The organism is Streptomyces sp. NPDC060000 (assembly GCF_042737375.1).
Classification (GTDB): Bacteria; Actinomycetota; Actinomycetes; order Streptomycetales; family Streptomycetaceae; genus Streptomyces.
This window is the reverse complement of sequence record NZ_JBHWUU010000046.1, coordinates 47,673-69,595: the sequence shown is the minus strand read 5'-3', so window position 1 is coordinate 69,595 and position 21,923 is coordinate 47,673. Positions and strand designations below refer to the sequence as shown.

The following is a 21,923-nucleotide window of genomic DNA, read 5'->3' as shown; positions in this document are numbered from 1 at the left end:
CGGTGCCGGGCCCTCACGCGTGCCGGGTGGGCTACTCGGCGGGGGCCCAGTAGTCGAGCAGCGTGGCCGCGCCCGGTTCCAGGGACTTCCAGGAGCCGTCGAAGGAGACGACGGCGAAGGCCGCGGCCGGGAACCCACGGCGCTGCATCCGCTCGCCCGCGTCGCCTTCGGCCTGGCCGGACAGGATCTCGGCGAGACCCTGGATGCCCGGGTTGTGGCCGATCAGGATCACGTCGCGCACGTCGTCGGGCGTTTCGTTGAGCAGAGCGATCAGCTCACCCGGTGAGGCCTCGTAGATCCGCTCCTCGTAGACGGTTTTCGGCCGCTGCGGGAACTCGTGGACGGCGAGCTTCCATGTCTCACGGGTGCGGACCGCGGGGGAGCAGAGGGCCAGGTCGACGGGGATACCGGTGTCGGCCAGTCTGCGTCCGGCGACGGCGGCGTCCTTACGGCCCCGCTCAGCGAGCGGACGCTCATGGTCGGTCACCTGTGGCCAGTCGGCTTTCGCATGGCGGAAGAGGACGATCCTGCGGGGTTCTGCGACGCTCATGAGTCCCAGCTTCGCATGAAACAGGCCATGGGGCGCAGGGAGTTGACATGCGGCTTCACCAGGGGGCTCAGGGAGTTGACATGCGCCTTCACCAGCGGTCCTGTGCTCCGTCCTAGCGGGTGACCAGCTGCTGCACGCGCTCGACGAGATGGGTGATCGCCGGCTCACTGGTGGCCGCGTGCGCATCCGCGGGGTTCAGTATCAGCACGAGCAGGGTGATGAAGGCGAGCGTCGGCAGGGCGAGGGCCCACCAGGGCAACCGGGAGTCGACGCCGCCCGGGGTGGCCGCGCGGGGCCGGCTGTATGTGGGGGCGGACATGGGTGCCTCCGCTGTCTTCGAGTGGTCCGTGGACCTGGGCAGGTGTTCCGCGTCTCGCGGTCACACACTCGAAGTTACGGAATCGGCGGCCCTCAACCCATCCGGTGATCCACCCACTTGACCCTGACCCTCACCCCCTAGGGGGCCGGGGGTTAACCCCACCCCCGGCCCGGAGACGGGGGGCGCGACAGGGTCGTCACGGCCGGGCCGGGCCGCGTCAGGGCGAGGCGATGGTCGCGATGACGGCGATGATGACGAAGATGGCGAGGAACGAGCCGAAGACGAGCAGCATCTTCTTCTGGCCGTCGCGCGGGTTCGGGTCGAGCACTGGCATACGGCAAGTCTCGCACTCCACGCCCGCGACGGCCGCCCCGGGGTCATCCGCTCAGGGGCATCCGCTCAGGGGCATCCGCTCAGGGCCACGGCCCCGGAGTCATCGGACGGCCGCGCGGGCGGCTTCCTCCTCCACCGTACGGTCACGGCCCGCCAGGACGCCCACGACCGTCTGCGGGACCATCAGGGCCGCCATGAGCACGAGGGGCAGGCCCCAGCCGCCGCTGTGCTGGTAGAGCACCCCGACCAGCAGCGGGCCGGGGATGGAGATCAGGTAGCCGGTGCTCTGCGCGAACGCCGACAGCTGGGCCACACCCGCGCCGGTCCTGGCGCGCATCCCGACCATCGTGAGGGCCAGCGGGAAGGCGCAGTTGGCGATGCCGAGCAGCACGGCCCAGACCCAGGCGCCGCCGGCCGGCGCGAGGTACAGGCCGGCGTATCCGACGAGGCCGCAGCCGCCGAGCGCGAGCACGATCGGGCCCTGGTGCGGCAGCCGGGTGGCGACGCGCGGGATGACGAACGCCAGGGGCACACCCATCGCCATGGTCACGGCGAGCAGCAGTCCGGCCGTACCGGCGGGCACACCCGCGTCCCGGAAGATCTGCGGCATCCATCCCATGGTGATGTACGCGGCGGTGGCCTGCAGGCCGAAGAAGACGGCGAGCGCCCAGGCGGTACGGCTGCGGGCGATACGCAGCGGGGCGGGCGCCGGCCGCGGCACGCGCGCGTGGTCCTGCGGCGCTCCGTGCGCGACGGCCTGCGCCACGCACGCGTGGTCCTGCGTTGTGTGCGCGTGGGCCTGCGAGGCGGGCTCGTCGGCCTCCGGTGCGCGCGCGAGGGCCCGTGAGGCGGGCCCGGGATCCCGCTCCCGCCGCTCCCCCGCCGTCCCCGCGCCATCCGGTGCCGTCCCGCGGTCGCGGGCGAGCGGCAGCCACGGCAGGACGGCCGCCGCCGCCAGGCCGGCCCACAGCGCCAGCCCGGTCTGCCAACTGCCGCCCACCGCCTCGGTCATGGGCACGGTGATCGCGGCGGCGGCGGAGGTGCCGAGGGCGAGGGCCATCGAGTACAGGCCGGTCATGGAGCCGACCCGGTCGGGGAAGTGACGCTTGACGATGACCGGCATCAGGACGTTGCCGACGGCGATGCCCATGAGGGCGAGAGCACTGGCGGCGAGGAACCCCGCCGTGCCGCCCGCGTACGGCCGCAGCAGCAGTCCCGCCGTGATGGCGGCCAGGCCGGCGCACACCACCGCGCCCGCCCCGAAGCGACGGGCCAGACGGGGTGCCATGACACCGAAGACGGCGAAGCAGAGCGGGGGCACGGAGGTGAGGAGCCCGGCCACGCTGCCGCTCATGCCGAGCCCGTCGCGCACCTCTTCGAGGAGGGCGCCCAGGCTCGTGATGGCGGGCCTGAGGTTGAGGGCGGCCAGCACGATGCCCACCACGAGCAGCCGCGTGTTCCAGTTCCACACCTGCGTGACGGTTGGCGGCGGCTCGCCCTCCCCCGAAGGGCGCGGGGGCGGGGATGTCGTCGTCCGGATCTGCTCGCTCGCCATGCCGTCCATCATAGAATCATGGGATGATTGGTTGTCCATCCCCGGGTTGCCCTCGGACGCCCCGCCCGTGCGAAGGTGTGCCATGCCCCTGAGCCATCCCCGCCGCTCGGCGCTGTCCGAGCAGGTCATCGCCGCGCTGCGCACCCAGATCACCTCGGGCGAGTGGCCGGTCGGCGCGCGCATCCCCACGGAGCCCGAGCTGGTCGAACAACTGGGCGTCGCCCGCAACACGGTCCGCGAGGCGGTCCGCGCGCTCGCGCACAACGGGCTGCTGGACATCCGGCAGGGCTCGGGCACGTACGTAGTGGCGACCAGCGAGCTGGCGGGCGTGATGCACCGCCGCTTCGCCGACGCCGACCCGGGGCACATCGCCGAGCTGCGCGCCACCCTGGAGTCGAGCGCGGCGCGGCTGGCGGCCGGGCGGCGCACGGAGAAGGACCTCAGGCAGCTGGACGCGCTTCTCCTGCGGCGTGAGGAGGCGTGGGAGTCGGGCGACACCGAGGCGTTCGTGACGGCGGACGCGACCTTCCACCTGGCGGTGGTGGCGGCCTCCCACAACGACGTCATGACGGCGATGTACGCGGACCTCGGCGAGGTGCTGCGGGACTGGCTGCGCGAGGACGTCGGCGAGGAGCTGACGCCGGAGACGTACATGGACCACACGCGGCTGGTGGACGCGATCCGCTCGGGAGACGCGGAGACCGCCGCCACCGAGGCGGCCGGCTATCCGTTGCTGTGCCGGCCCGGGCGGTTCACCGCTTCTGGTGGCTGACCCATGCCGAGCGGACCTCCTTCCAGCAGCGGCCGGTGAGCCGTACGGTCTGGGCGGGGCCCACGTCGGCGGGGGTCCCGTCGGTGTCGAGGTCCCACCAGCGGTCGCATTCGATGTGCAGGCGGACGCGGTCGGTGTCGGCGTAGGGGTTGTGGCAGTGGGTGACGACTCGGGAACCCTGGATCTCGGTGTGGCACTCCGCGCCGAACGGCTCCTCGGGTGCGGCGGTGGCCTGCTGTGCCGCCACGTGTGCGTGCGGCAGCGCGTCGTACGGCAGCGACAGGACGAGACAGACGGCTACGGTCATTGGGGCCAGGCTGCGAGACAGGCGCACAAGGGGACCTCCTCGGCCGTACTGGGGAGGAAAGCGCGGTGACGAACCCGCACTTCAGAGTGGCTTGCCGGGGCACTCCCCCGCCCGGCCAGGTAAGCCGAACGGGTGACGCCCCGCTCCCCGCGCGCGGGCGGGAGAACGGGGCGTCGACTGCGTGCTGGGGATCAGGCGCCGATGGCGTGCAGTCCGCCGTCCACGTGGATGATCTCGCCCGTGGTCTTCGGGAACCAGTCGCTCAGCAGGGCGACGACGCCGCGGCCGGCCGGCTCGGGGTCCTTGAGGTCCCACTCCAGCGGGGAGCGGTTGTCCCAGACGGAGGCCAGTTCGCCGAAGCCCGGGATGGACTTGGCGGCCATCGAGCCGAGCGGGCCCGCCGAGACGAGGTTGCAGCGGATGTTCTGCTTGCCCAGGTCGCGTGCCATGTAACGGCTGGTGGCCTCCAGGGCGGCCTTGGCCGGGCCCATCCAGTCGTACTGCGGCCAGGCGAAGGAGGCGTCGAAGGTGAGGCCGACGACCGAGCCGCCGTTCTGCATCAGCGGCAGGCAGGCCATGGTGAGCGACTTCAGGGAGAACGCCGACACGTGCATGGCCGTGGCGACCGACTCGAACGGCGTGTTGAGGAAGTTGCCGCCGAGCGCGTCCTGCGGCGCGAAGCCGATGGAGTGCACGACGCCGTCCAGGCCGCCGAGCTCCTCGCCGACGATGTCGGCCAGCCGGCCGAGGTGCTCGTCGTTGGTGACGTCCAGCTCGATGACCTTGGTGGGCTTGGGCAGCTTCCTCGCGATGCGCTCGGTCAGGGTGGGCCGCGGGAACGCGGTCAGGATGATCTCGGCGCCCTGCTCCTGGGCCAGCTTGGCGGTGTGGAAGGCGATGGAGGCCTCCGTCAGCACACCGGTGATCAGGACGCGCTTGCCCTCGAGAATTCCGCTCATGGTGATCAGTGACCCATTCCCAGTCCGCCGTCAACAGGGATGACGGCTCCAGTGATGTACGAGGCGTCGTCCGAGGCGAGGAACCGCACCGTCGCGGCGATCTCCTCCGGCTGCGCGTACCGGCCGAGCGGGACCTGCGAGACGATGCCCGCGCGCTGCTCGTCGGTGAGCGCCTTGGTCATGTCGGTGTCGACGAAACCGGGCGCGACGACGTTGAAGGTGATGTTGCGCGACCCCAGCTCACGGGCGAGGGAACGTGCGAAGCCGACCAGGGCGGCCTTGGAGGCGGCGTAGTTCGCCTGCCCGGGCGAGCCGTAGAGCCCCACGACCGAGGAGATCAGGACGACGCGGCCCTTCTTGGCGCGCAGCATGCCGCGGTTGGCGCGCTTGACCACGCGGAAGGTGCCGGTGAGGTTGGTGTCGATGACCGAGGTGAAGTCCTCCTCGGACATGCGCATCAGGAGCTGGTCCTTGGTGACGCCGGCGTTGGCGATCAGGATCTCCACGGGGCCGTGCTCGGCCTCGACCTCCTTGTAGGCCTGCTCCACCTGCTCGGAATCGGTGATGTCGCACTTGACCGCCAGGCAGCCCAGTTCCGTCAGGGCGGCCGGTGGCTCGCCCGAGCGGTACGTGATCGCGACCTTGTCGCCTGCGTCGGCGAACGCGCGGGCGATGGCGAGGCCGATGCCCCGGTTTCCTCCGGTGACGAGAACCGAGCGGCTCAACGGATCACCCTTTCGATTGGGATCTGACACACCCGCCCGAACACTGGAGGGCAGGTGGCTTCCCCCGAAACCTATCGGTCCGTCCCCGCCTGCGGACATTCGGGCACCGACAGTGGCTCACCGGACTGGCTGTGGGGTCCCTACAGAAAGTTTGCGGAAGCGGGGCGGAAAGGTGTGGTCCGGGAGCTGCCGGGCGCGACATGATCGAGACCTTCACACGTGACGACACCAGGGAGACACGTAGGTGCCCCATAGCATCGATGAGAGTTTCACGGCCCTGCCCCTGCGCGCCCTCGCCGACGCCGCTCTCGCACGCGCGCGTGCGCTCGGGGCGGAGCACGCGGACTTCCGGTTCGAGCGGGTGCGCAGCGCGTCCTTGCGGCTGCGGGACGCCAAGCCCGCCGGCTCGTCCGACACGACCGACCTCGGGTACGCGGTGCGGGTGGTGCACGGCGGTACGTGGGGTTTCGCGTCCGGGGTGGATCTGACGATGGACGCGGCCGCCCGGGTCGCCTCGCAGGCCGTGGCGATGGCCAAGCTGTCCGCGCAGGTGATCAAGGCCGCCGGCTCGGACGAGAGGGTGGAACTGGCCGACGAGCCGGTGCACGCCGACAGGACGTGGATCTCGTCGTACGAGATCGACCCCTTCACCGTCCCGGCCGAGGAGAAGGCGGCGCTGCTCGCGGACTGGAGCGCGCGGCTGCTGGCGGCGAACGGGATCAACCACGTGGACGCCTCGCTGCTCACCGTCCACGAGAACAAGTTCTACGCCGACACGGCCGGGACGGTGACCACCCAGCAGCGAGTGCGGCTGCATCCGGCGCTGAACGCGGTGTCGGTCGACGAGTCGAGCGGCGAGTTCGACTCCATGCGCACGATCGCGCCGCCCGTCGGACGCGGCTGGGAGTACCTGACGGGCACCGGCTGGGACTGGGACGAGGAGCTCGACCGGATCCCTGAACTGCTCGCCGAGAAGATGCGGGCGCCGAGCGTCGAGCCGGGACTGTACGACCTGGTCGTCGACCCGTCGAACCTGTGGCTGACCATCCACGAGTCCATCGGGCACGCCACCGAGCTGGACCGGGCCCTCGGCTACGAGGCCGCCTACGCCGGCACCTCCTTCGCCACCTTCGACCAGCTCGGCAAGCTGCGCTACGGCTCGGACCTGATGAACGTCACGGGTGACCGCACCGCCGAGCACGGTCTGGCGACCGTCGGCTACGACGACGAGGGCGTCGAGGGGCAGTCCTGGGACCTCGTGAAGGACGGCACGCTCGTCGGCTACCAGCTGGACCGGCGGATCGCGAAGCTGACCGGGTTCGAGCGTTCCAACGGCTGCGCCTTCGCCGACTCCCCCGGCCATGTGCCGGTGCAGCGCATGGCCAACGTGTCGCTGCGGCCGGACCCGGCCGGTATGTCGACCGAGGGGCTCATCGGCAGCGTCGACCGGGGCATCTACGTCGTCGGCGACCGGTCCTGGTCCATCGACATGCAGCGCTACAACTTCCAGTTCACCGGCCAGCGGTTCTTCCGGATCGAGAACGGGCGGATCACCGGCCAGCTGCGGGACGTGGCCTACCAGGCGACGACCACCGACTTCTGGGGTTCGATGGCGGCGGTGGGCGGTCCGCAGACGTACGTCCTCGGCGGCGCCTTCAACTGCGGCAAGGCCCAGCCGGGCCAGGTAGCGGCGGTGTCGCACGGCTGCCCGTCGGCCCTCTTCAAGGGCGTCAACATTCTCAACACCACGCAGGAGGCCGGTCGATGAGCGCGGGCAGCAACAAGGCGCAGCAGCCGCACGAGATCGTCGAGCGCGCCCTCGCGTTGTCGCGGACGGACGGCTGCGTCGTCATCGCCGACGAACAGTCGACGGCCAATCTGCGCTGGGCCGGCAACGCGCTCACCACCAACGGCGTCACGCGCGGGCGCACGCTCACCGTGATCGCCACGGTCGACGGCAAGGAGGGCACCGCCTCCGGTGTCGTCTCGCGGGCCGCCGTCACCGTGGACGAGCTGGAGTCCCTCGTGCGGGCCGCCGAGGCCGCCGCGCGCGGTGCGGGCCCCTCCGAGGACGCGCAGCCGCTGGTCACGGGCGTGGCACAGTCCCCCGAGTTCACCGAGGCGCCCGCGGAGACCTCGTCCGCGGTGTTCGCGGACTTCGCTCCCGCGCTGGGCGAGGCGTTCGCACGGGCGCGCGGCGGCGGTCGCGAGCTGTACGGGTTCGCCAACCACGAGCTCGTCTCGACGTACCTGGGCACCTCGACCGGGCTGCGGCTGCGGCACGACCAGCCGAACGGGACGCTGGAGCTCAACGCCAAGTCCCCGGACCGGACGCGGTCGGCGTGGGCGGGGCGGTCGACCCGTGACTTCAAGGACGTCGACCCGGCGGCGCTCGACGCCGAGCTGGCCGTACGGCTGGGCTGGGCGGAGCGGCGGATCGAGCTGCCCGCCGGGCGGTACGAGACGCTGCTGCCGCCGACCGCCGTGGCGGACCTGATGATCTACCAGCTGTGGTCGGCGTCCGGCCGGGACGCGACCGAGGGCCGGACGGTGTTCTCCAAGCCCGGCGGCGGTACCCGGCTCGGGGAGAAGCTGTCCGACCTGCCGCTTACCCTGCGCAGCGACCCGAACGAGCCGGGCCTGGAGTCGCCGCCCTTCGTCATCGCGCACTCCTCCGGTGGCGACCAGTCGGTCTTCGACAACGGTCTGCCCGTGCGGCCCACCGAGTGGATCGCGGCGGGTGAGCTGAAGCGTCTGACCACCACCCGGCACAGCGCGGCACTGACCGGTCTGCCTGCGTCGCCCGGGGCCGACAACCTGATCCTGGACGGCGGCACGGACCGTTCCCTGGAGGAGATGGTCGCGAGCACCGGGCGCGGGCTGCTGCTGACCTGCCTGTGGTACATCCGCGAGGTCGACCCGGCGACCCTGCTCCTCACCGGTCTGACCCGGGACGGCGTCTACCTGATCGAGGACGGCGAGGTCGTCGGCGAAGTGAACAACTTCCGGTTCAACGAGTCACCGGTGGGCCTGCTGGGGCGGGCGACGGAGGCGGGGCGCACCGAAAAGACGCTGCCCCGGGAGTGGAGCGACTGGTTCACTAGGGCTGCGATGCCCGCGCTGCGGGTGCCGGACTTCAATATGAGCTCTGTCAGTCAGGGCGTATAACCTCGTAGCCGTGGTCGTGCGACCGCCCGAAGCCCGAAGAGTGTCTGAAGATCATCAAGGAGATACGAGAACCGTGACGGACATCGTCGACGAACTGCAGTGGCGCGGGCTGATCGCCCTCTCCACTGACGAGGACGCATTGCGCAAGGCGTTCGCGGACGGTCCCGTCACGTTCTATTGCGGCTTCGACCCGACCGCGCCCAGCCTGCACCTCGGCAACCTCGTGCAGATCCTGACGATGCGCCGGATCCAGCAGGCGGGCAACCGTCCGCTGGGCCTGGTCGGGGGTGCCACCGGTCTGATCGGCGACCCGAAGCCCACCGCGGAGCGGACGCTGAACTCGCCGGAGGTCGTCGCGCAGTGGGTGGAGCGGCTGCGCGCGCAGATCGCGCCGCTGCTCGACTTCGAGGGCCCGCACGCGGCGGTCATGGTCAACAACCTGGACTGGACGCAGGGCCTGTCGGCCATCGAGTTCCTGCGCGACGTCGGCAAGCACTTCCGCGTCAACAAGATGATCGCCAAGGAGGCCGTCTCCCGGCGGCTCAACTCCGACGCGGGCATCGGCTACACCGAGTTCAGCTACCAGATCCTCCAGGGCATGGACTTCCTGGAGCTGTACCGGCGGCACAACTGCACGCTCCAGACCGGCGGCAGCGACCAGTGGGGCAACCTGACCTCGGGCACCGACCTGATCCACCGGGTGGAGCCCGACGCCGTGGTGCACGCGCTGGCCACGCCGCTGATCACCAAGGCCGACGGCACCAAGTTCGGCAAGACGGAGTCCGGCACGGTCTGGCTCGACCCCGAGATGACCACGCCGTACGCCTTCTACCAGTTCTGGCTGAACGCGGACGACCGGGACGTCTCGAAGTTCCTGCGCATCTTCAGCTTCAGGTCCCATGCGGAGATCGAGGAGCTGGAGCGGCAGACCGAGGAGCGTCCGCAGGCCCGGGCCGCTCAGCGCGCACTGGCCGAGGAGCTGACGACGCTGGTGCACGGCGCCGACCAGACGGCCGCCGTGGTCGCCGCGTCCAAGGCCCTCTTCGGCCAGGGCGAGCTCGGTGACCTCGACGACCGGACGCTGGCCGCGGCCCTCTCCGAGGTGCCGCACATCCAGGTCACCGAGCTCGGTCCGGTCGTCGACCTGCTGGCCGAGGTCGGCCTGGTGGCCAGCAAGTCGGCCGCGCGGCGGACCGTGAAGGAGGGCGGAGCCTACGTGAACAACGTCAAGGTCACCGCGGAGGACGCCGTCCCGGCGAGGGACGAGCTCATCCACGGGCGATGGCTGGTGCTGCGCCGGGGGAAGAAGAACCTGGCCGCGGTCGAGGTCACCGACGCCTGAGTGCCGCTCCGCGGGTCACGCCGTGAGGCGTGCGCGGGGTGCTGCGCCGTGAGGGGTGCGGGTTTTCTGCCGGCCGCGGCTTTCGTCGTGGCCTGTCGCGCAGTTCCCCGCGCCCCTGTGGGGCGGCCGGCTCGTCAGGCTCGGTGCTGCTTCCTCTTGCCCAGGGTCGCCATGTAGAGCATGTCGCCCAGGGCGACGATGATGATCGCGGCGATCAGCTGGAACAGGTGGCGGCTCCAGTCGATGCCGGACGTCTCCTCGACCCCTACCGCACGGGCGATCGAGTTGCCCACGATCGCGCCCAGCATGCCGAAAATGGTGGTCAGCCAGAGCGGGCTGTGCTGCTTGCCCGGAATGATCGCCTTGGCGATCAGGCCCAGCACGAATCCGACGATGATCGCCCACAACCAGCCCATGGCTGCCTCCTCTTCCGGCTCTACGTGAGCATTGCCCCTAAGTCTCGATCCGCTCGCCGTACGGCGCATGTCGGGTACGGCCGTACGCGGGACGGCGCAGAGTGTTCGCCCGGACGGGAGACGACCCGGTCTCGAAGGCGGCGCAGTCGCGGCGTAACGTGGACGGTGTCCGGGCGCGGCTCCCCGACGGGGAGCGGACCGGACAGGGGCCGAGGCGAGGTCGATGCGGGCGGACGGTGGAATGTGATGCGGAAGCAGGGTGGCGGCGGGAACGTTCAGGTGTTCCGGATCACCGGTGCGCGTCAGGGACTCCAGGAGGATGTGCGCGGCCGGCAACGGCGTTACGTCATCTCGATGTCGATCCGTACGGTGTCGGTGGTTCTCGCGGCGACGCTGTGGAACGTGGAACGGCACGTGGCAATCGTGGCGTTGGTCCTGGGGGTGGTACTCCCCTATATCTCGGTGGTGATCGCCAACGCGGGGCGCGAGAACGTGCCTTCACTGCCCTCCACCTTCCTGAGTGTGCCGGTGCGGCCCATGATCACTCCACCGCGCGCGGAGGACGAGGGGGCGGACTCAGCCCCGAAAGAGGAGGGCTTCGCGGAATCCCTCCGGAGGGAACCGGCGCCCGATCCGGCTGAGCGACAGCCATGAGCCGGCTCTGAACCGACTGTGCGCCAAGCTCAGGAAAAGCTCAGATCAATCACGTTGTTCCAGTCCCGTGGGAACGGCTGGCCGTGACATACTTCGTACGCGCTCCGCATCCCCCGTCGGAGCGACGGACCGACGCCGGGCAGCTCCCCCCGTGGCTGCTCGGCGTCGCCTTTGTGTGCGTGGGTGAGACAAGTCTGTGAGTGACGAAACCCCGATCTGTTCTGCCAAGGGCTGCCGTGTCGACGCGGTCTGGGTACTGGCGTGGAACAACCCGAAGATCCATACGCCGGAGCGGCGCAAGACGTGGCTCGCGTGCGAGGAGCACCGGGAGCATCTGTCACAGTTCCTCGGCGTCCGTGGCTTCCTCAAAGACGTCGTCCCGCTGGCCGACTGGGTGTCCCCGGAAGCTCCCCAGGGCCTCTCCGAGGGACAGTCCTGACCGCCGATCGCCGGCACGGTCCTAGCCGCCGATCGCCGACATCGGGCGGTCCGGCTGGACGAACGACGGGTCGTCCAGGCCCGCGCCCGCCTTCTTGCCCCACATGGCCAGGCGCCAGACGCGGGCTATCTCCTCGTCGGGGGCGCCGGAGCGCAGGGCCGCTCGCAGGTCCGTCTCCTCGCGGGCGAAGAGGCAGGTGCGGACCTGGCCGTCGGCCGTGAGGCGGGTGCGGTCGCAGGCGGCGCAGAACGGGCGGGTGACAGAGGCGATGACGCCGACGCGGTGCGGGCCGCCGTCCACCAGCCAGCGTTCGGCCGGGGCCGAGCCGCGTTCCCCCTCGCCCTCGTCGGTGAGGTCGAAGCGGGTGCGCAGGGAGGCCAGGATGTCCCCGGCCGTGACCATGCCCTCGCGTTTCCAGCCGTGCTGCGCGTCCAGGGGCATCTGCTCGATGAAGCGCAGCTCGTAGTCGTTCCCGACGGCCCAGGCGAGGAGGTCAGGGGCCTCGTCCTCGTTCAGGCCCGGCATCAGGACCGCGTTCACCTTCACCGGGGTCAGACCTGCCGCGCGGGCGGCTTCGAGGCCCTCGAGGACGTCCTTGTGCCGGTCCCGCCGGGTGAGGGTCTTGAAGACGTCCGGACGCAGGGTGTCGAGGGAGACGTTGACCCGGTCCAGGCCGGCCGCCTTCAGGGCCGGGGCGGTGCGGCGCAGTCCGATGCCGTTCGTCGTGAGGGACATCTGGGGGCGGGGGGCCAGGGCCCCGACCCGCTCGACGATGCCGACCAGGCCCGGGCGCAGCAGGGGCTCGCCGCCCGTGAACCGGACCTCCTCGATGCCGAGCTCGGTGACCGCGATGTCGATCAGGCGGACGATCTCGTCGTCCGTGAGGAGGTCGGGCTTGGCCAGCCACTGCAGACCCTCCTCGGGCATGCAGTAGGTGCAGCGCAGGTTGCACCGGTCGGTCAGCGAAACCCGCAGGTCGGTGGCCACTCGGCCGTAGGTGTCGATGAGCACGTGGGCCCCCTCCCTCGTAGCGGTCGCGTGTCCTCTTCCGTCACGTGTGAGCCTACGTGACACCGGTGACAACGACAGAGGCCCGATCCCACCAGATCCCGTGCGGCAGGACGCGGCCGCATCGTAGGGATCTACGACGCGGCCGCGTAAAGGGGGCGTGGTCAGCGGTTTCTCAGTGGGCCCCGGTGCCGGTCAGGGAGCGGACCTCCAGTTCGGCGTACTTGGCCTTGTCGGGCTCCTCCTTCGACAGCAGGGTGCCTACGACGCCCAGCAGGAAGCCGACCGGGATCGAGATGATGCCGGGGTTCTCCAGCGGGAACCAGTGGAAGTCGACGTCCGGGAACATCGAGCTGGGCTTGCCCGAGACGACCGGCGAGAACAGCACCAGGCCGACCGCGGTGACCAGGCCGCCGTAGATCGACCACAGGGCTCCGGCGGTGGTGAACCGCTTCCAGAAGAGGCTGTAGAGGATCGTCGGAAGGTTGGCGGAGGCGGCGACCGCGAAGGCGAGGGCGACCAGGCCGGCGACGTTCAGATCGCGGGCGAGGGCGCCCAGGAGGATGGAGACGGCGCCGATGCCGACGGTGGCGTAGCGGGCCGCGTTGATCTCCTGCTTCTCGGTGGCGGTGCCCCTCTTGATGACGTTGGCGTAGATGTCGTGGGCGAAGGACGAGGAGGAGGCGAGGGTGAGGCCCGCGACGACCGCGAGGATGGTGGCGAAGGCGACCGCCGAGATGGTGGCCAGGAGGATCGCGCCCCAGCTGGAGTCGACGCCGCCGAGATGGAGGGCGAGCAGGGGCGCCGCCGTGTTGCCTGCCTTGTTGGAGGCGGTGATCTCGTCCGGTTTGATCAGCGCGGCGGCGCCGAAGCCGAGGGCGAGGGTCATCAGGTAGAAGGTGCCGATCAGGCCGATGGCCCAGAGGACCGACTTACGGGCGGCCTTGGCGGTGGGCACGGTGTAGAAGCGGATCAGGATGTGCGGCAGGCCCGCGGTGCCCAGGACCAGGGCGATGCCGAGGGAGATGAAGTCCAGCTTGGTGGTGCCGGTGGCGCCGTACTTCAGCCCGGGCTCCAGGAAGGCCGCGCCCTTGCCGCTGTTGTCGGCTGCCGAGCCCAGCAGGTCGGAGAGGTTGAAGTCGAACTTCAGCAGGACCAGGAAGGTGAGCAGGAGGGCGCCGGCGATGAGCAGGACCGCCTTGACCATCTGGACCCAGGTGGTGCCCTTCATGCCGCCGATCGTCACGTAGACGATCATCAGTACGCCGACCAGCGCGACGATGCCGATCTTGCCGCCGTCGCTGGTGATGCCCAGCAGCAGCGAGACCAGGACGCCCGCGCCCGCCATCTGCGCCAGCAGGTAGAAGATCGAGACGACGATGGTGGAGGTGCCGGCCGCCGTACGGACGGGCCGCTGGCGCATGCGGTACGCCAGGACGTCGCCCATCGTGTAGCGGCCGGAGTTGCGCAGCGGCTCGGCGACCAGGAGCAGGGCGACCAGCCAGGCGACCAGGAAGCCGATGGAGTACAGGAAGCCGTCGTAGCCGAACAGGGCGATGGCGCCGGCGATGCCGAGGAAGGACGCGGCGGACATGTAGTCGCCGGAGACGGCGAGGCCGTTCTGGAAGCCGGTGAACTGGCGCCCGCCGGCGTAGAAGTCGGCGGCGTCCTTGGTCTGCCGGCCGGCCCAGACGGTGATGACGAGGGTCGCGGCGACGAACACCGAGAACAGGATGATGATCAGCGTGCGGTGCTCACTGGCCTCGCCCGCCGCGATCAGGGTCTGCTGCGCGGGGCTCATGCTCCGCCCTCCATCCGGGACTTGATCGCCTCGGCCTTGGGGTCGAACCGCGCCGCGGCCGTCCGCGCGTACCACCAGGCGATGAGGAACGTGGTGAGGAACTGGGCGAGACCGAGCGTCATGGCCACGTTGAAGTTGCCGAAGAGCTTGGTGCCCATGAAGTCGCCCGCGTAGTTGGACAGCAGGACGTACAGCAGGTACCAGGTGATGAAGGCCAGGGTCAGCGGAAAGGCGAAGCTGCGGTAGGAACTGCGCAGTTCACCGAATTCCGCGCTCTCCTGCACCGCGACGAACTCCTCGGTGGAGGGGAGTTGAGCTGGGGATTTCGAGGGGGGCGGTGTCTCGGTGGCCACGAAGTCTCCTCGTTGCGGATGCGGGTCGGACGGCGGAAGGAGGCGAGGGTCCTCTCGCTCCCTGCCCAAGGTCACGGCGCCGCACGAGGACGGGTTCAACGCGTCGGGCGGGTTTGTCCAAGTGACCTCCCGCAGGCCATGACCAACGAGCGCGGGCCGCGTCAGGTCATGGGTCGGCAAAACTCGCAGTCTGGAAGTCATTGCTGGCCGGTGAGTCGGGGAGATAGCTTCGGGCCAGCACCACCCGTCATGTACCTGCCCAAGCAGCACCTGCGCTCGGGCCATGTCCCCTTTCCGGATGATGTGGAGACCCCATGGCTCATCTGCCTTCCAGACGCCGCCTCGCCCTCGCGGTGCCCGTAGTGCTGTCGCTGACCGCTTCCCTCGGCTTCCTGCCGACGGCGGCCTCCGCGGCCCCCGTCACGGCCTCCGCCACCCAGGCGGCCGATGCCGGAACCCTGGCGTACGTCGTCAACACGAAGGCCAACCACAGCACGATCCGGAAGGTGACGAAGGCGATCACCGAGGCCGGCGGCACCGTCGTCGCGACCTACGACAAGATCGGCGTGCTCGTCGTGCACTCGGCGAACCCCGACTTCGGTCCACGGATACGCGCGGTGCGCGGCGTGCAGTCGGCCGGTGCGACCCGTACCGCGCCGCTGAGCCCCGCGGGGACCACCGACGAGGGGGCGGTCCAGGTCCTGTCCAAGGCGGAGGCCGCGAAGATCGAGAAGGCATCCGACGCGGCGGGCCAGAGCGAGCCGCTCGAGGCCGACCAGTGGGACCTGCGCGCGATCGGCGCCGACGAGGCCGCCACCATCAACCCCGGCAGCAAGAAGGTGACGGTCGCCGTCATCGACACCGGCGTCGACGACACCCACCCGGACCTCGCGCCGAACTTCTCCGCGTCCCAGTCGGCCAACTGCGTCGGCGGCGTCGCGGACACCACCCCCGGCGCCTGGCGCCCGTACAACCCGACCGAGGACTACCACGGCACCCATGTGGCCGGTGAGATCGCCGCCGCCCGCAACGGCATCGGCGTGGCGGGCGTCGCGCCCGGTGTGAAGGTCGCCGGCATCAAGGTGAGCGACCCCAAGGACGGCCTCTTCTACCCGGAGAACGTCGTCTGCGCCTTCGTGTTCGCCGCCGACCACGGCGTCGAGGTCACGAACAACAGCTACTACGTCGACCCGTGGCTGTACAACTGCATGGACGACCCCGACCAGAAGGCGATCGTCGACGCGGTCAACAGGGCCCAGCTGTACGCCCAGAAGAAGGGCACGCTCAACGTAGCCTCGGCGGGCAACTCCAACCACGACCTGGACTCCGACTCCCTGGTCGACGCCTCCAGCCCGGACGACGCCACGCCGGTCGAGCGGACCGTCGACCCGCACGAGTGCTTCGACGTCCCGACCCAGCTGCCGGGTGTCGTCACGGTGAGCGCGACGGGGGTCAAGGGCACCAAGTCGTACTACTCCAGCTACGGCCTGGGCGTGATCGACGTGGCGGCTCCGGGCGGCGACAAGTACCAGATCCCGGGCACCCCGTCGGCCAACGGCCGCATCCTGTCGACGCTGCCGAACAACACGTACGGCTTCCTGCAGGGCACCTCGATGGCGTCCCCGCACGTCGCCGGTGTGGCCGCACTGCTGAAGTCGACCCACCCGCACGCGAGCCCGGCCCAGCTGCAGGCGCTGCTCAAGCTTCAGGCCGACAGCACGGCGTGCCCGACCGAGCCGTACGACGGCGACGGCAACGGCGTCGTGGACGCGACCTGCGTGGGCGGCAAGCGCCTCAACGGCTTCTTCGGCTTCGGCGTCGTGAACGCGTTGCGTGCCGTGAAGTAGTCGTCTGAAGGGCGGTTGGAAGGGCCGGGCGGACATCCGCCCGGCCCTTCGTGCGTACGGCGACGCATCCGCGGTGCATGCCGTGATGTACACCCCGACGGACAGCGACCATATGTTGATTGAATCAATAGTGCATAGTCTAGTCATGACTGGAATCAAGTTCGCTTGGTCGGAGCTGGGCGGCGACCCCGCCCTCCTCACGCGCGTGTCGACCGTCGTGCGGGAGGGCGCTCTGCCGGCGCGTCTTCCCGTGCGGGAGCTGGCGCGTGCCTGCGTGGGCGTGTGCGCACTGGCCGGCGCCGAACTGGGAGCGCGACGAGCCGGTCTCCCGGAGGTGCCCGCAGTGCGGGTGGACGACGCGGGGGTGGCCACCGCGTTCGTCAGCGAGCGGCGGCTGCTGGTCGACGGGCGGGCGCCGGTCGTCTTCGCCCCGCTCTCCCGGTTCTGGCGGACGGCCGACGGATGGGTGCGCACCCACGCCAACTACCCGCACCACCGCGAGCGGTTGCTCAGGTCGCTGACCCTGCCCGAGGACGCCGACCCGGCCGCCGTCGAAGCGTCGCTCGCGGAACGCTCCGCCGTGGAGGTGGAGGACGCCGTGTACGCGGCAGGCGGCCTGGCCGTCGCGCTGCGCACGCCCGGGGAGTGGGCGGCGCACGAGCAGGCGGCCCCGATCGCCGCTCGCCCCCTGGTGGAGCGGGGCGGGTCGGACGGGGCACGCGTGCGTACGTTCGCGCCGCTGCAGGAGGGCCCTTTGCTGCCCGCCGCCGGACTGCGCGTCCTGGATCTGACCAGGGTCCTCGCCGGACCGGTCGCCACCCGCACCCTCGCGCTGCTGGGCGCGGACGTCCTGCGTATCGACGCGCCCCACCTGCCAGAGCTGCCCGACCAGCACACCGACACGGGCTTCGGCAAGCGTTCGGCGCTGCTCGACCTGGCGGCGGACCGGCGCGCCTTCGAGGAGTTGCTCGCGGCGGCGGACGTCGTGGTCACCGGCTACCGGCCGGGCGCCCTGGACCGGTTCGGGCTCTCCCCCGAGGCGCTGGCCGAGCGCCGGCCCGGGCTGGTCGTGGCGCAGGTCTCGGCGTGGGGCGCTTACGGGCCGTGGTCCGAGCGGCGCGGGTTCGACAGCCTGGTCCAGGTCGCCACCGGCATCGCGGCCTTCGAGGGTTCCGCCGAGCGGCCCGGCGCGCTGCCCGCCCAGGCCCTGGACCACGGCACCGGCTATCTCCTCGCGGCGGCCGTGCTGCGGGCGCTGACCGAGCAGTCGTACGACGGCGGCAGCCGGTTCGTACGGCTGGCGCTGGCCCGGACCGCGGCATGGCTCACCGAAGGAGCCTGGGCCGGCGAGGACGGACGCTTGCCGAGCGGAGGCTTCCCGGGCGGCGGCGTACGAAGCGGGGGCGTCCGGATGGGCGAAGGAGAGGGCAAAGGGATGACCAAGGAGGAGGGGCGGGAGGTGAGCGAGGGTGAGCGCCACGGTGCCGAGCCCTGGCTCGCGGAGACCGGCAGCCCTCTCGGACGGCTGCGGTACGCCCTTCCGCCGGTGTCGTTCGACGGCGGGCCGGGCGACTGGGCCCGGCCGCCGGGGCCGTGGGGAGCCGATCCGGCACGCTGGCTCTGAGCCGCCGGACGGTCCACTCCCGTCCGGGCATCGCGACCTCGGAGCGATTCAGGACGAGTTGCCCCGGTTTCTCGGGCATGGTGAAGATCCTGACATGGCCCTCATACGACCGACCGACGCAACCCGATCCATACGCCGTACCGGCCGTACCGGCCGTACCGGCCCCGGCCGGGCGGTGGCGCTGCTCGCCCTGGTGGCGCTCGCGGCCCTGGTCCCGCTGCTCGGGCCGTCCGTCGCCGCACACGGCACCGGGGAGGCCGCGAGCCCGGACTCCAACATGGTCGCGCTGCTGCGGACGCTGCTGTTCGCCGCGCTGTGCGTGCAGGTGGGAGAGCTGTTCGTGGGCGCTCTCGCCCGGTGGGTGCCCGGGGCCCCCGCCGACCGGCCGGTCAGCTGGGCGCCGTACGCGGCGGTCGTGGGGTTCGCCGCCGCGGCGTCCGCCGGGGAGCTGGCGCCGCACGGCCATGGCTCGCGGGGCGGCGTCCTCGCGCTGCTGGAGGCGATCGCGTTCGCCGTGGCGGGGCTGTGCGCGCTCACGCGCCGGCCGAATCGTCAGGTGTGGCCGCTCGCGGCGGTGGTCCTGGCGGAGGCGCTGCGCGCACACCCGCCGACCGAACACACCGCGCTGATCGGCTCCGGGCTGACGGTGGTGCATCTGACGTGCTCGGCGCTGTGGGCGGGCGGACTGCTGAACGTGCTCCGCACGCTGCGGCGACGGGGCGACGCCGAGGCGGGCGCCGCGCTGCTCGGGCTCTATGCGCGCGTGGCGGCCGTCCTGTTCGCCGGCGTCACCGCGACCGGCCTGTGCAGTTCGCTGCGCAGGATGCCGTCGGAGTCGGTGCTCGACCAGCTCACGACGACGGCGTACGGGCGCGTGCTGCTCGCCAAGGTGCTGATCGTGTGCGGGGTCGCCCTGCTCGCCCTGTGGGCGCGGACCCGACTGCGCCGGGCCGCCGACCCGCTGGCCGCCTGTTCTCCCGCGCGTGTGGAGATCGTCGCGCTGGGCGTGGTGGTCGCGATGTCGGGGCTGCTGACGGCGTTGCCGCTGCCCGCCAAGGGCTGAGCATCAACGGTTGAGGATCAACGGCTGAGGATCAACAGTGGATGATCGAGGAACGGACCTCAATTGTTGAGTGTCGTCAGCTGATCACCGCCACCTGATCACCGCCACCTTGCGGGCGGTCCGCCCCTCCCCCGCCCGTCAGCCGTCCGGGAAGCCCCTGGTCCCTGCGGCTCGTTCCGCCGTGGGCCAGCAGGAACTGTGCGGCGATGTAGGTGAGCATGATCCACAGGTCGGGGCGCGGCGGCTGCGGCCACTCGGCGACGCCGGTCGCGATGAGGGTGTCGGAGAGCAGGAACAGCACGCCGCCGGCGCCCGCGACCGGGCCAAACCTGGTGGCGGCGGAGTACGCCATGGCGGTGAGCAGGGTGCTGTAGACCGCGACGGGAAGGCGTAGATCCGCGGGAAGGTCGGGCCACAGCAGGGCAACGGTGGCGATCAGGGCGGTGGCGTAGCAGGGGGCGAGGAGGGCGCCGCGCGCGCGTGGCCGGCCGGTGCGGGCGAACAGCGTCAGGTAGCAGATGTGGCCGGCGGCGAAGGACGCCATGCCCGCGAGGAACGCGGGGTCGGCGTCGAGCAGCAGCAGGATGTCGCCGCCCCAGCCGCACAGAAGGGCGGCGACGAGAAGCCGGGGCGCGCCGCGCAGGGCCGCCCAGGCGGCGAGCAGGGGCATCAGCAGCGGCTTGGCCATCGTGTGCCCGGGGTCGAAACCGACCGCGAGGCTGAGCAGGTCGCCGGCCGCGGCGAGGACGAAGAGGGCGAGGAGGACGCGGGAGCGGGTCACGCGGCGGTGGTCTCCTCGACCGAGGCGGCGGTGGTCTCCTCGACCGGGGCGGTGGTCGCGGGGGCGGGAGCGGGTGCCGTGGACGCGGGCTGCCAGCCCGGCCCGCGGAACACCCTCCCCGACCGCTCGCGCCAACCGCTCGCCGCCTTCAGGTCCTTGACGATCGCGACGTACTCATGGGTGGCCACCTTGATCGGGTTGAACGTGTTGATGTTCTTCGTCAACCCGTAGACGGGCCGGTCGACCTCGGGCACGAACGATCCGAAGAGCCGGTCCCAGACGATGAGGATGCCGCCGAAGTTGCGGTCCAGATATCCACCCTGGGAGGCGTGGTGGACGCGATGGTGAGAGGGCGTGTTGAACACGAACTCGAACCACCGGGGCATCCTGTCGATCCGCTCGGTGTGGATCCAGAACTGGTAGACGAGGTTGGCCGAGGAACAGAAAGCGAGCGCGGCCGGGTGGACCCCGAGGGCGACGAGCGGGACGTAGAACGGCCAGACGGTCAACGTGGTCCAGGGCTGGCGCAGGGCCGTGGTGAGGTTGAACTTCTCACTGGAGTGGTGGACGACGTGGCAGGCCCACAGCACGCGGATGACGTGGTGGCCGCGGTGGGACCAGTAGTAGAAGAAGTCCTGCGCGAGCAGCATCAGCGGGAGCGTCCACCACAGGACCGGGACACGGAGCGGGGTCAGCTCGTGGACCGCCGTGTAGATCGCGACGATCGGGATCTTCCAGACGAAGTCGAACACGAGGCTGCCGAGCCCCATGCCGACGCTCGTCGCGGCGTCCTTCGTCCCGTATCCGGCCGCATCCTCTTCGGGATGGAGCCGGAAGCTGATCACCTCGACCACGGTGAGCAGCACGAAGGCGGGTATCGACCACAGCACGACATCGGGCAGGTTCGGCATGCAGGCACCGTAGAACCGCTGGTGGGCTGCGGCTAGACGTTGTTACTTACAAGTATTACCGACGGTATGCGCTTGCTTGTTGTCACCTTCCCTCACACCCCCGCCGCTCCCAGCAGCGATCCGACCAGATACGTCGCGCCCATCGCCAGCGCCCCGCCTCCCATGTTGCGCAGGACCGCCCGTCGCGGCGCCGCCGCTCCCAGTCGTGCGCTGCTCCACCCCGTACAGGCCAGCGCGACCAGGACCGAGGCGACGGTCACCGGGAGGCGCCGGTCGGCAGGGGGCAGCACGATGGCGAGCAGGGGCAGCAGGGCGCCGGCCGTGAAGGCCAGGAAGCTCGCCCAGGCCGCGTGCCAGGGGTTGGTGAGATCGTCGGGGTCGATGCCGAGCTCCACGCGCGCGTGGGCCCTGAGGGCGTCCCGTTCCGTGAGCTGGACGGCGGCCTCCCTGGCGACGTCCCGGGACAGTCCGCGTTCCCCCAGCAGTTCGGTCAGCTCCTCCAGCTCGGCCTCCGGCTGCTCGCGCAGCTCCCGTCGCTCCAGCGCGAGGGCGGCCTGCTCGGAGTCCCGCTGGGTCGACACGGAGACGTACTCCCCCGCCGCCATGGACATCGACCCGGCGAGCAGACCGGCGAGGCCTGCCGTCAGCAGGGCCGAGCGGTCGTCCGTCGCGCCGGCCACGCCGACGACGAGACCGGCGGTGGACACGATGCCGTCGTTCGCGCCGAGGACCGCTGCGCGAAGCCAGTTCAGCCGGGATCCGAGCGAGCCGCCGTGGGCCTCGGCGTGGGTGGGTTCCGTCACAGGACGGAGGATGACACCCCGGCAGCCACGGGTCCCGTACCGACGCTCATGGGCGCGAGGGCGGGGCCGGGCCGTGAAGTGGCGGGCTCGTTCCCCGCACGCAACCTGCATCCCGCTCTCCGTCTCCGCCCCGTCCCCGTCCCGTCCCCGCCCCGTCTCCGCCGTCCCCAGGTCGCGGTGGGCCGAGGTGGCA

At 70.9% G+C, this 21,923-nt stretch carries 23 protein-coding genes; 9 read left to right on the top strand and 14 right to left on the bottom strand.

The window, feature by feature from the left end; translation table 11 throughout:
- Positions 1-31 precede the first annotated feature (31 nt).
- From ACFWBB_RS23875 to ACFWBB_RS23860, 4 genes are all read right to left on the bottom strand, one after another.
- On the bottom strand, positions 32-550 hold the full coding sequence (locus ACFWBB_RS23875; protein ID WP_385275958.1) for a SixA phosphatase family protein: 519 nt from the start codon (positions 548-550) through the stop codon (positions 32-34).
- Between the two features lie 112 nt (positions 551-662).
- A complete protein-coding gene (locus ACFWBB_RS23870) occupies positions 663-869 on the bottom strand; it encodes a hypothetical protein (protein ID WP_385275955.1) in 207 nt (68 codons plus the stop codon).
- Positions 870-1,086: 217 nt separating this feature from the next.
- Positions 1,087-1,203 carry an SGM_5486 family transporter-associated protein gene (locus ACFWBB_RS23865; protein ID WP_107444720.1) on the bottom strand — a complete coding sequence of 39 codons (117 nt, stop codon included), beginning with the start codon at positions 1,201-1,203 and terminating at the stop codon, positions 1,087-1,089.
- 99 nt (positions 1,204-1,302) lie between these two features.
- Positions 1,303-2,769 carry a CynX/NimT family MFS transporter gene (locus tag ACFWBB_RS23860; protein ID WP_385275951.1) on the bottom strand — a complete coding sequence of 489 codons (1,467 nt, stop codon included), beginning with the start codon at positions 2,767-2,769 and terminating at the stop codon, positions 1,303-1,305.
- A 70-nt stretch (positions 2,770-2,839) separates the two neighbouring features.
- Between ACFWBB_RS23860 and ACFWBB_RS23855 the strand changes: the two genes are divergently transcribed.
- Positions 2,840-3,529 carry a FadR/GntR family transcriptional regulator gene (locus tag ACFWBB_RS23855; protein WP_385275948.1) on the top strand — a complete coding sequence of 230 codons (690 nt, stop codon included), beginning with the start codon at positions 2,840-2,842 and terminating at the stop codon, positions 3,527-3,529.
- On the opposite strand, the gene ACFWBB_RS23850 is transcribed toward ACFWBB_RS23855, so the two are convergent.
- The 3 genes from ACFWBB_RS23850 to fabG all read right to left on the bottom strand — a co-directional run bounded on the left by ACFWBB_RS23850 (position 3,510) and on the right by fabG (position 5,520).
- Positions 3,510-3,863, bottom strand: a complete 354-nt coding sequence (locus ACFWBB_RS23850; protein ID WP_385275945.1) for a hypothetical protein — start codon at positions 3,861-3,863, stop codon at positions 3,510-3,512. The genes ACFWBB_RS23855 and ACFWBB_RS23850 overlap by 20 nt on opposite strands.
- A gap of 164 nt (positions 3,864-4,027) precedes the next feature.
- Positions 4,028-4,795: an enoyl-ACP reductase FabI gene (fabI, locus tag ACFWBB_RS23845; protein ID WP_385275942.1), complete on the bottom strand. Its 768-nt coding sequence runs from the start codon at positions 4,793-4,795 to the stop codon at positions 4,028-4,030.
- 5 nt (positions 4,796-4,800) lie between these two features.
- Positions 4,801-5,520, bottom strand: a complete 720-nt coding sequence (gene fabG / locus ACFWBB_RS23840) for a 3-oxoacyl-[acyl-carrier-protein] reductase (RefSeq protein WP_385275939.1) — start codon at positions 5,518-5,520, stop codon at positions 4,801-4,803.
- Between the two features lie 244 nt (positions 5,521-5,764).
- Here fabG and ACFWBB_RS23835 point away from each other — a divergent pair, with 244 nt between their 5' ends.
- From ACFWBB_RS23835 to tyrS, 3 genes are all read left to right on the top strand, one after another.
- Positions 5,765-7,288 carry a TldD/PmbA family protein gene (locus ACFWBB_RS23835; protein WP_385275936.1) on the top strand — a complete coding sequence of 508 codons (1,524 nt, stop codon included), beginning with the start codon at positions 5,765-5,767 and terminating at the stop codon, positions 7,286-7,288.
- Positions 7,285-8,688, top strand: a complete 1,404-nt coding sequence (locus ACFWBB_RS23830) for a metallopeptidase TldD-related protein (protein WP_385275933.1) — start codon at positions 7,285-7,287, stop codon at positions 8,686-8,688. Before ACFWBB_RS23835 ends, ACFWBB_RS23830 begins: the two co-directional genes overlap by 4 nt.
- 73 nt (positions 8,689-8,761) lie before the next feature.
- Positions 8,762-10,030, top strand: a complete 1,269-nt coding sequence (gene tyrS, locus ACFWBB_RS23825) for a tyrosine--tRNA ligase (RefSeq protein WP_385275930.1) — start codon at positions 8,762-8,764, stop codon at positions 10,028-10,030.
- Positions 10,031-10,164: 134 nt separating this feature from the next.
- On the opposite strand, the gene ACFWBB_RS23820 is transcribed toward tyrS, so the two are convergent.
- Positions 10,165-10,446 (bottom strand): GlsB/YeaQ/YmgE family stress response membrane protein, encoded by a 282-nt coding sequence (locus ACFWBB_RS23820; RefSeq protein ID WP_385275927.1) that lies wholly within the window; start codon positions 10,444-10,446, stop codon positions 10,165-10,167.
- Positions 10,447-10,692: 246 nt separating this feature from the next.
- Here ACFWBB_RS23820 and ACFWBB_RS23815 point away from each other — a divergent pair, with 246 nt between their 5' ends.
- Together ACFWBB_RS23815 and ACFWBB_RS23810 are read left to right on the top strand one after the other, a co-directional pair.
- Positions 10,693-11,100: a DUF3099 domain-containing protein gene (locus ACFWBB_RS23815; protein ID WP_385275924.1), complete on the top strand. Its 408-nt coding sequence runs from the start codon at positions 10,693-10,695 to the stop codon at positions 11,098-11,100.
- Positions 11,101-11,296: 196 nt separating this feature from the next.
- Entirely contained in the window at positions 11,297-11,539 is a 243-nt protein-coding gene (locus ACFWBB_RS23810; protein ID WP_385275921.1) for a hypothetical protein, read from the top strand.
- A 21-nt stretch (positions 11,540-11,560) separates the two neighbouring features.
- Here ACFWBB_RS23810 and moaA read toward each other — a convergent pair whose 3' ends face one another.
- From moaA to ACFWBB_RS23795, 3 genes are all read right to left on the bottom strand, one after another.
- Positions 11,561-12,550 carry a GTP 3',8-cyclase MoaA gene (gene moaA, locus ACFWBB_RS23805; protein WP_385275918.1) on the bottom strand — a complete coding sequence of 330 codons (990 nt, stop codon included), beginning with the start codon at positions 12,548-12,550 and terminating at the stop codon, positions 11,561-11,563.
- A 172-nt stretch (positions 12,551-12,722) separates the two neighbouring features.
- Complete coding sequence (locus ACFWBB_RS23800) at positions 12,723-14,348, bottom strand: cation acetate symporter (protein WP_385275915.1); 1,626 nt, start codon at positions 14,346-14,348, stop codon at positions 12,723-12,725.
- Positions 14,345-14,701, bottom strand: coding sequence for a DUF485 domain-containing protein (locus ACFWBB_RS23795; protein ID WP_385275912.1), 357 nt, complete (start codon positions 14,699-14,701; stop codon positions 14,345-14,347). Before ACFWBB_RS23795 ends, ACFWBB_RS23800 begins: the two co-directional genes overlap by 4 nt.
- 314 nt (positions 14,702-15,015) lie before the next feature.
- On the opposite strand from ACFWBB_RS23795, the gene ACFWBB_RS23790 reads away from it, so the two are divergent.
- The 3 genes from ACFWBB_RS23790 to ACFWBB_RS23780 all read left to right on the top strand — a co-directional run bounded on the left by ACFWBB_RS23790 (position 15,016) and on the right by ACFWBB_RS23780 (position 19,235).
- On the top strand, positions 15,016-16,548 hold the full coding sequence (locus tag ACFWBB_RS23790) for a S8 family serine peptidase (RefSeq protein ID WP_385275909.1): 1,533 nt from the start codon (positions 15,016-15,018) through the stop codon (positions 16,546-16,548).
- 145 nt (positions 16,549-16,693) lie between these two features.
- Positions 16,694-18,172 (top strand): CoA transferase, encoded by a 1,479-nt coding sequence (locus ACFWBB_RS23785; RefSeq protein ID WP_385275906.1) that lies wholly within the window; start codon positions 16,694-16,696, stop codon positions 18,170-18,172.
- 94 nt (positions 18,173-18,266) lie between these two features.
- A complete protein-coding gene (locus ACFWBB_RS23780; RefSeq protein WP_385275903.1) occupies positions 18,267-19,235 on the top strand; it encodes a copper resistance D family protein in 969 nt (322 codons plus the stop codon).
- Between the two features lie 76 nt (positions 19,236-19,311).
- Here the strand turns inward: ACFWBB_RS23780 and ACFWBB_RS23775 are convergent, their stop codons facing one another.
- The 3 genes from ACFWBB_RS23775 to ACFWBB_RS23765 all read right to left on the bottom strand — a co-directional run bounded on the left by ACFWBB_RS23775 (position 19,312) and on the right by ACFWBB_RS23765 (position 21,730).
- The gene (locus ACFWBB_RS23775) at positions 19,312-20,016 is read right to left on the bottom strand and encodes a lysoplasmalogenase (RefSeq protein WP_385275900.1); all 705 of its coding nucleotides are present in this window, start codon (positions 20,014-20,016) and stop codon (positions 19,312-19,314) included.
- A complete protein-coding gene (locus tag ACFWBB_RS23770) occupies positions 20,013-20,927 on the bottom strand; it encodes a sterol desaturase family protein (RefSeq protein WP_385275897.1) in 915 nt (304 codons plus the stop codon). Before ACFWBB_RS23770 ends, ACFWBB_RS23775 begins: the two co-directional genes overlap by 4 nt.
- A gap of 92 nt (positions 20,928-21,019) precedes the next feature.
- Positions 21,020-21,730 (bottom strand): VIT family protein, encoded by a 711-nt coding sequence (locus ACFWBB_RS23765; protein WP_385275894.1) that lies wholly within the window; start codon positions 21,728-21,730, stop codon positions 21,020-21,022.
- Between the last annotated feature and the right edge of the window lie 193 nt (positions 21,731-21,923).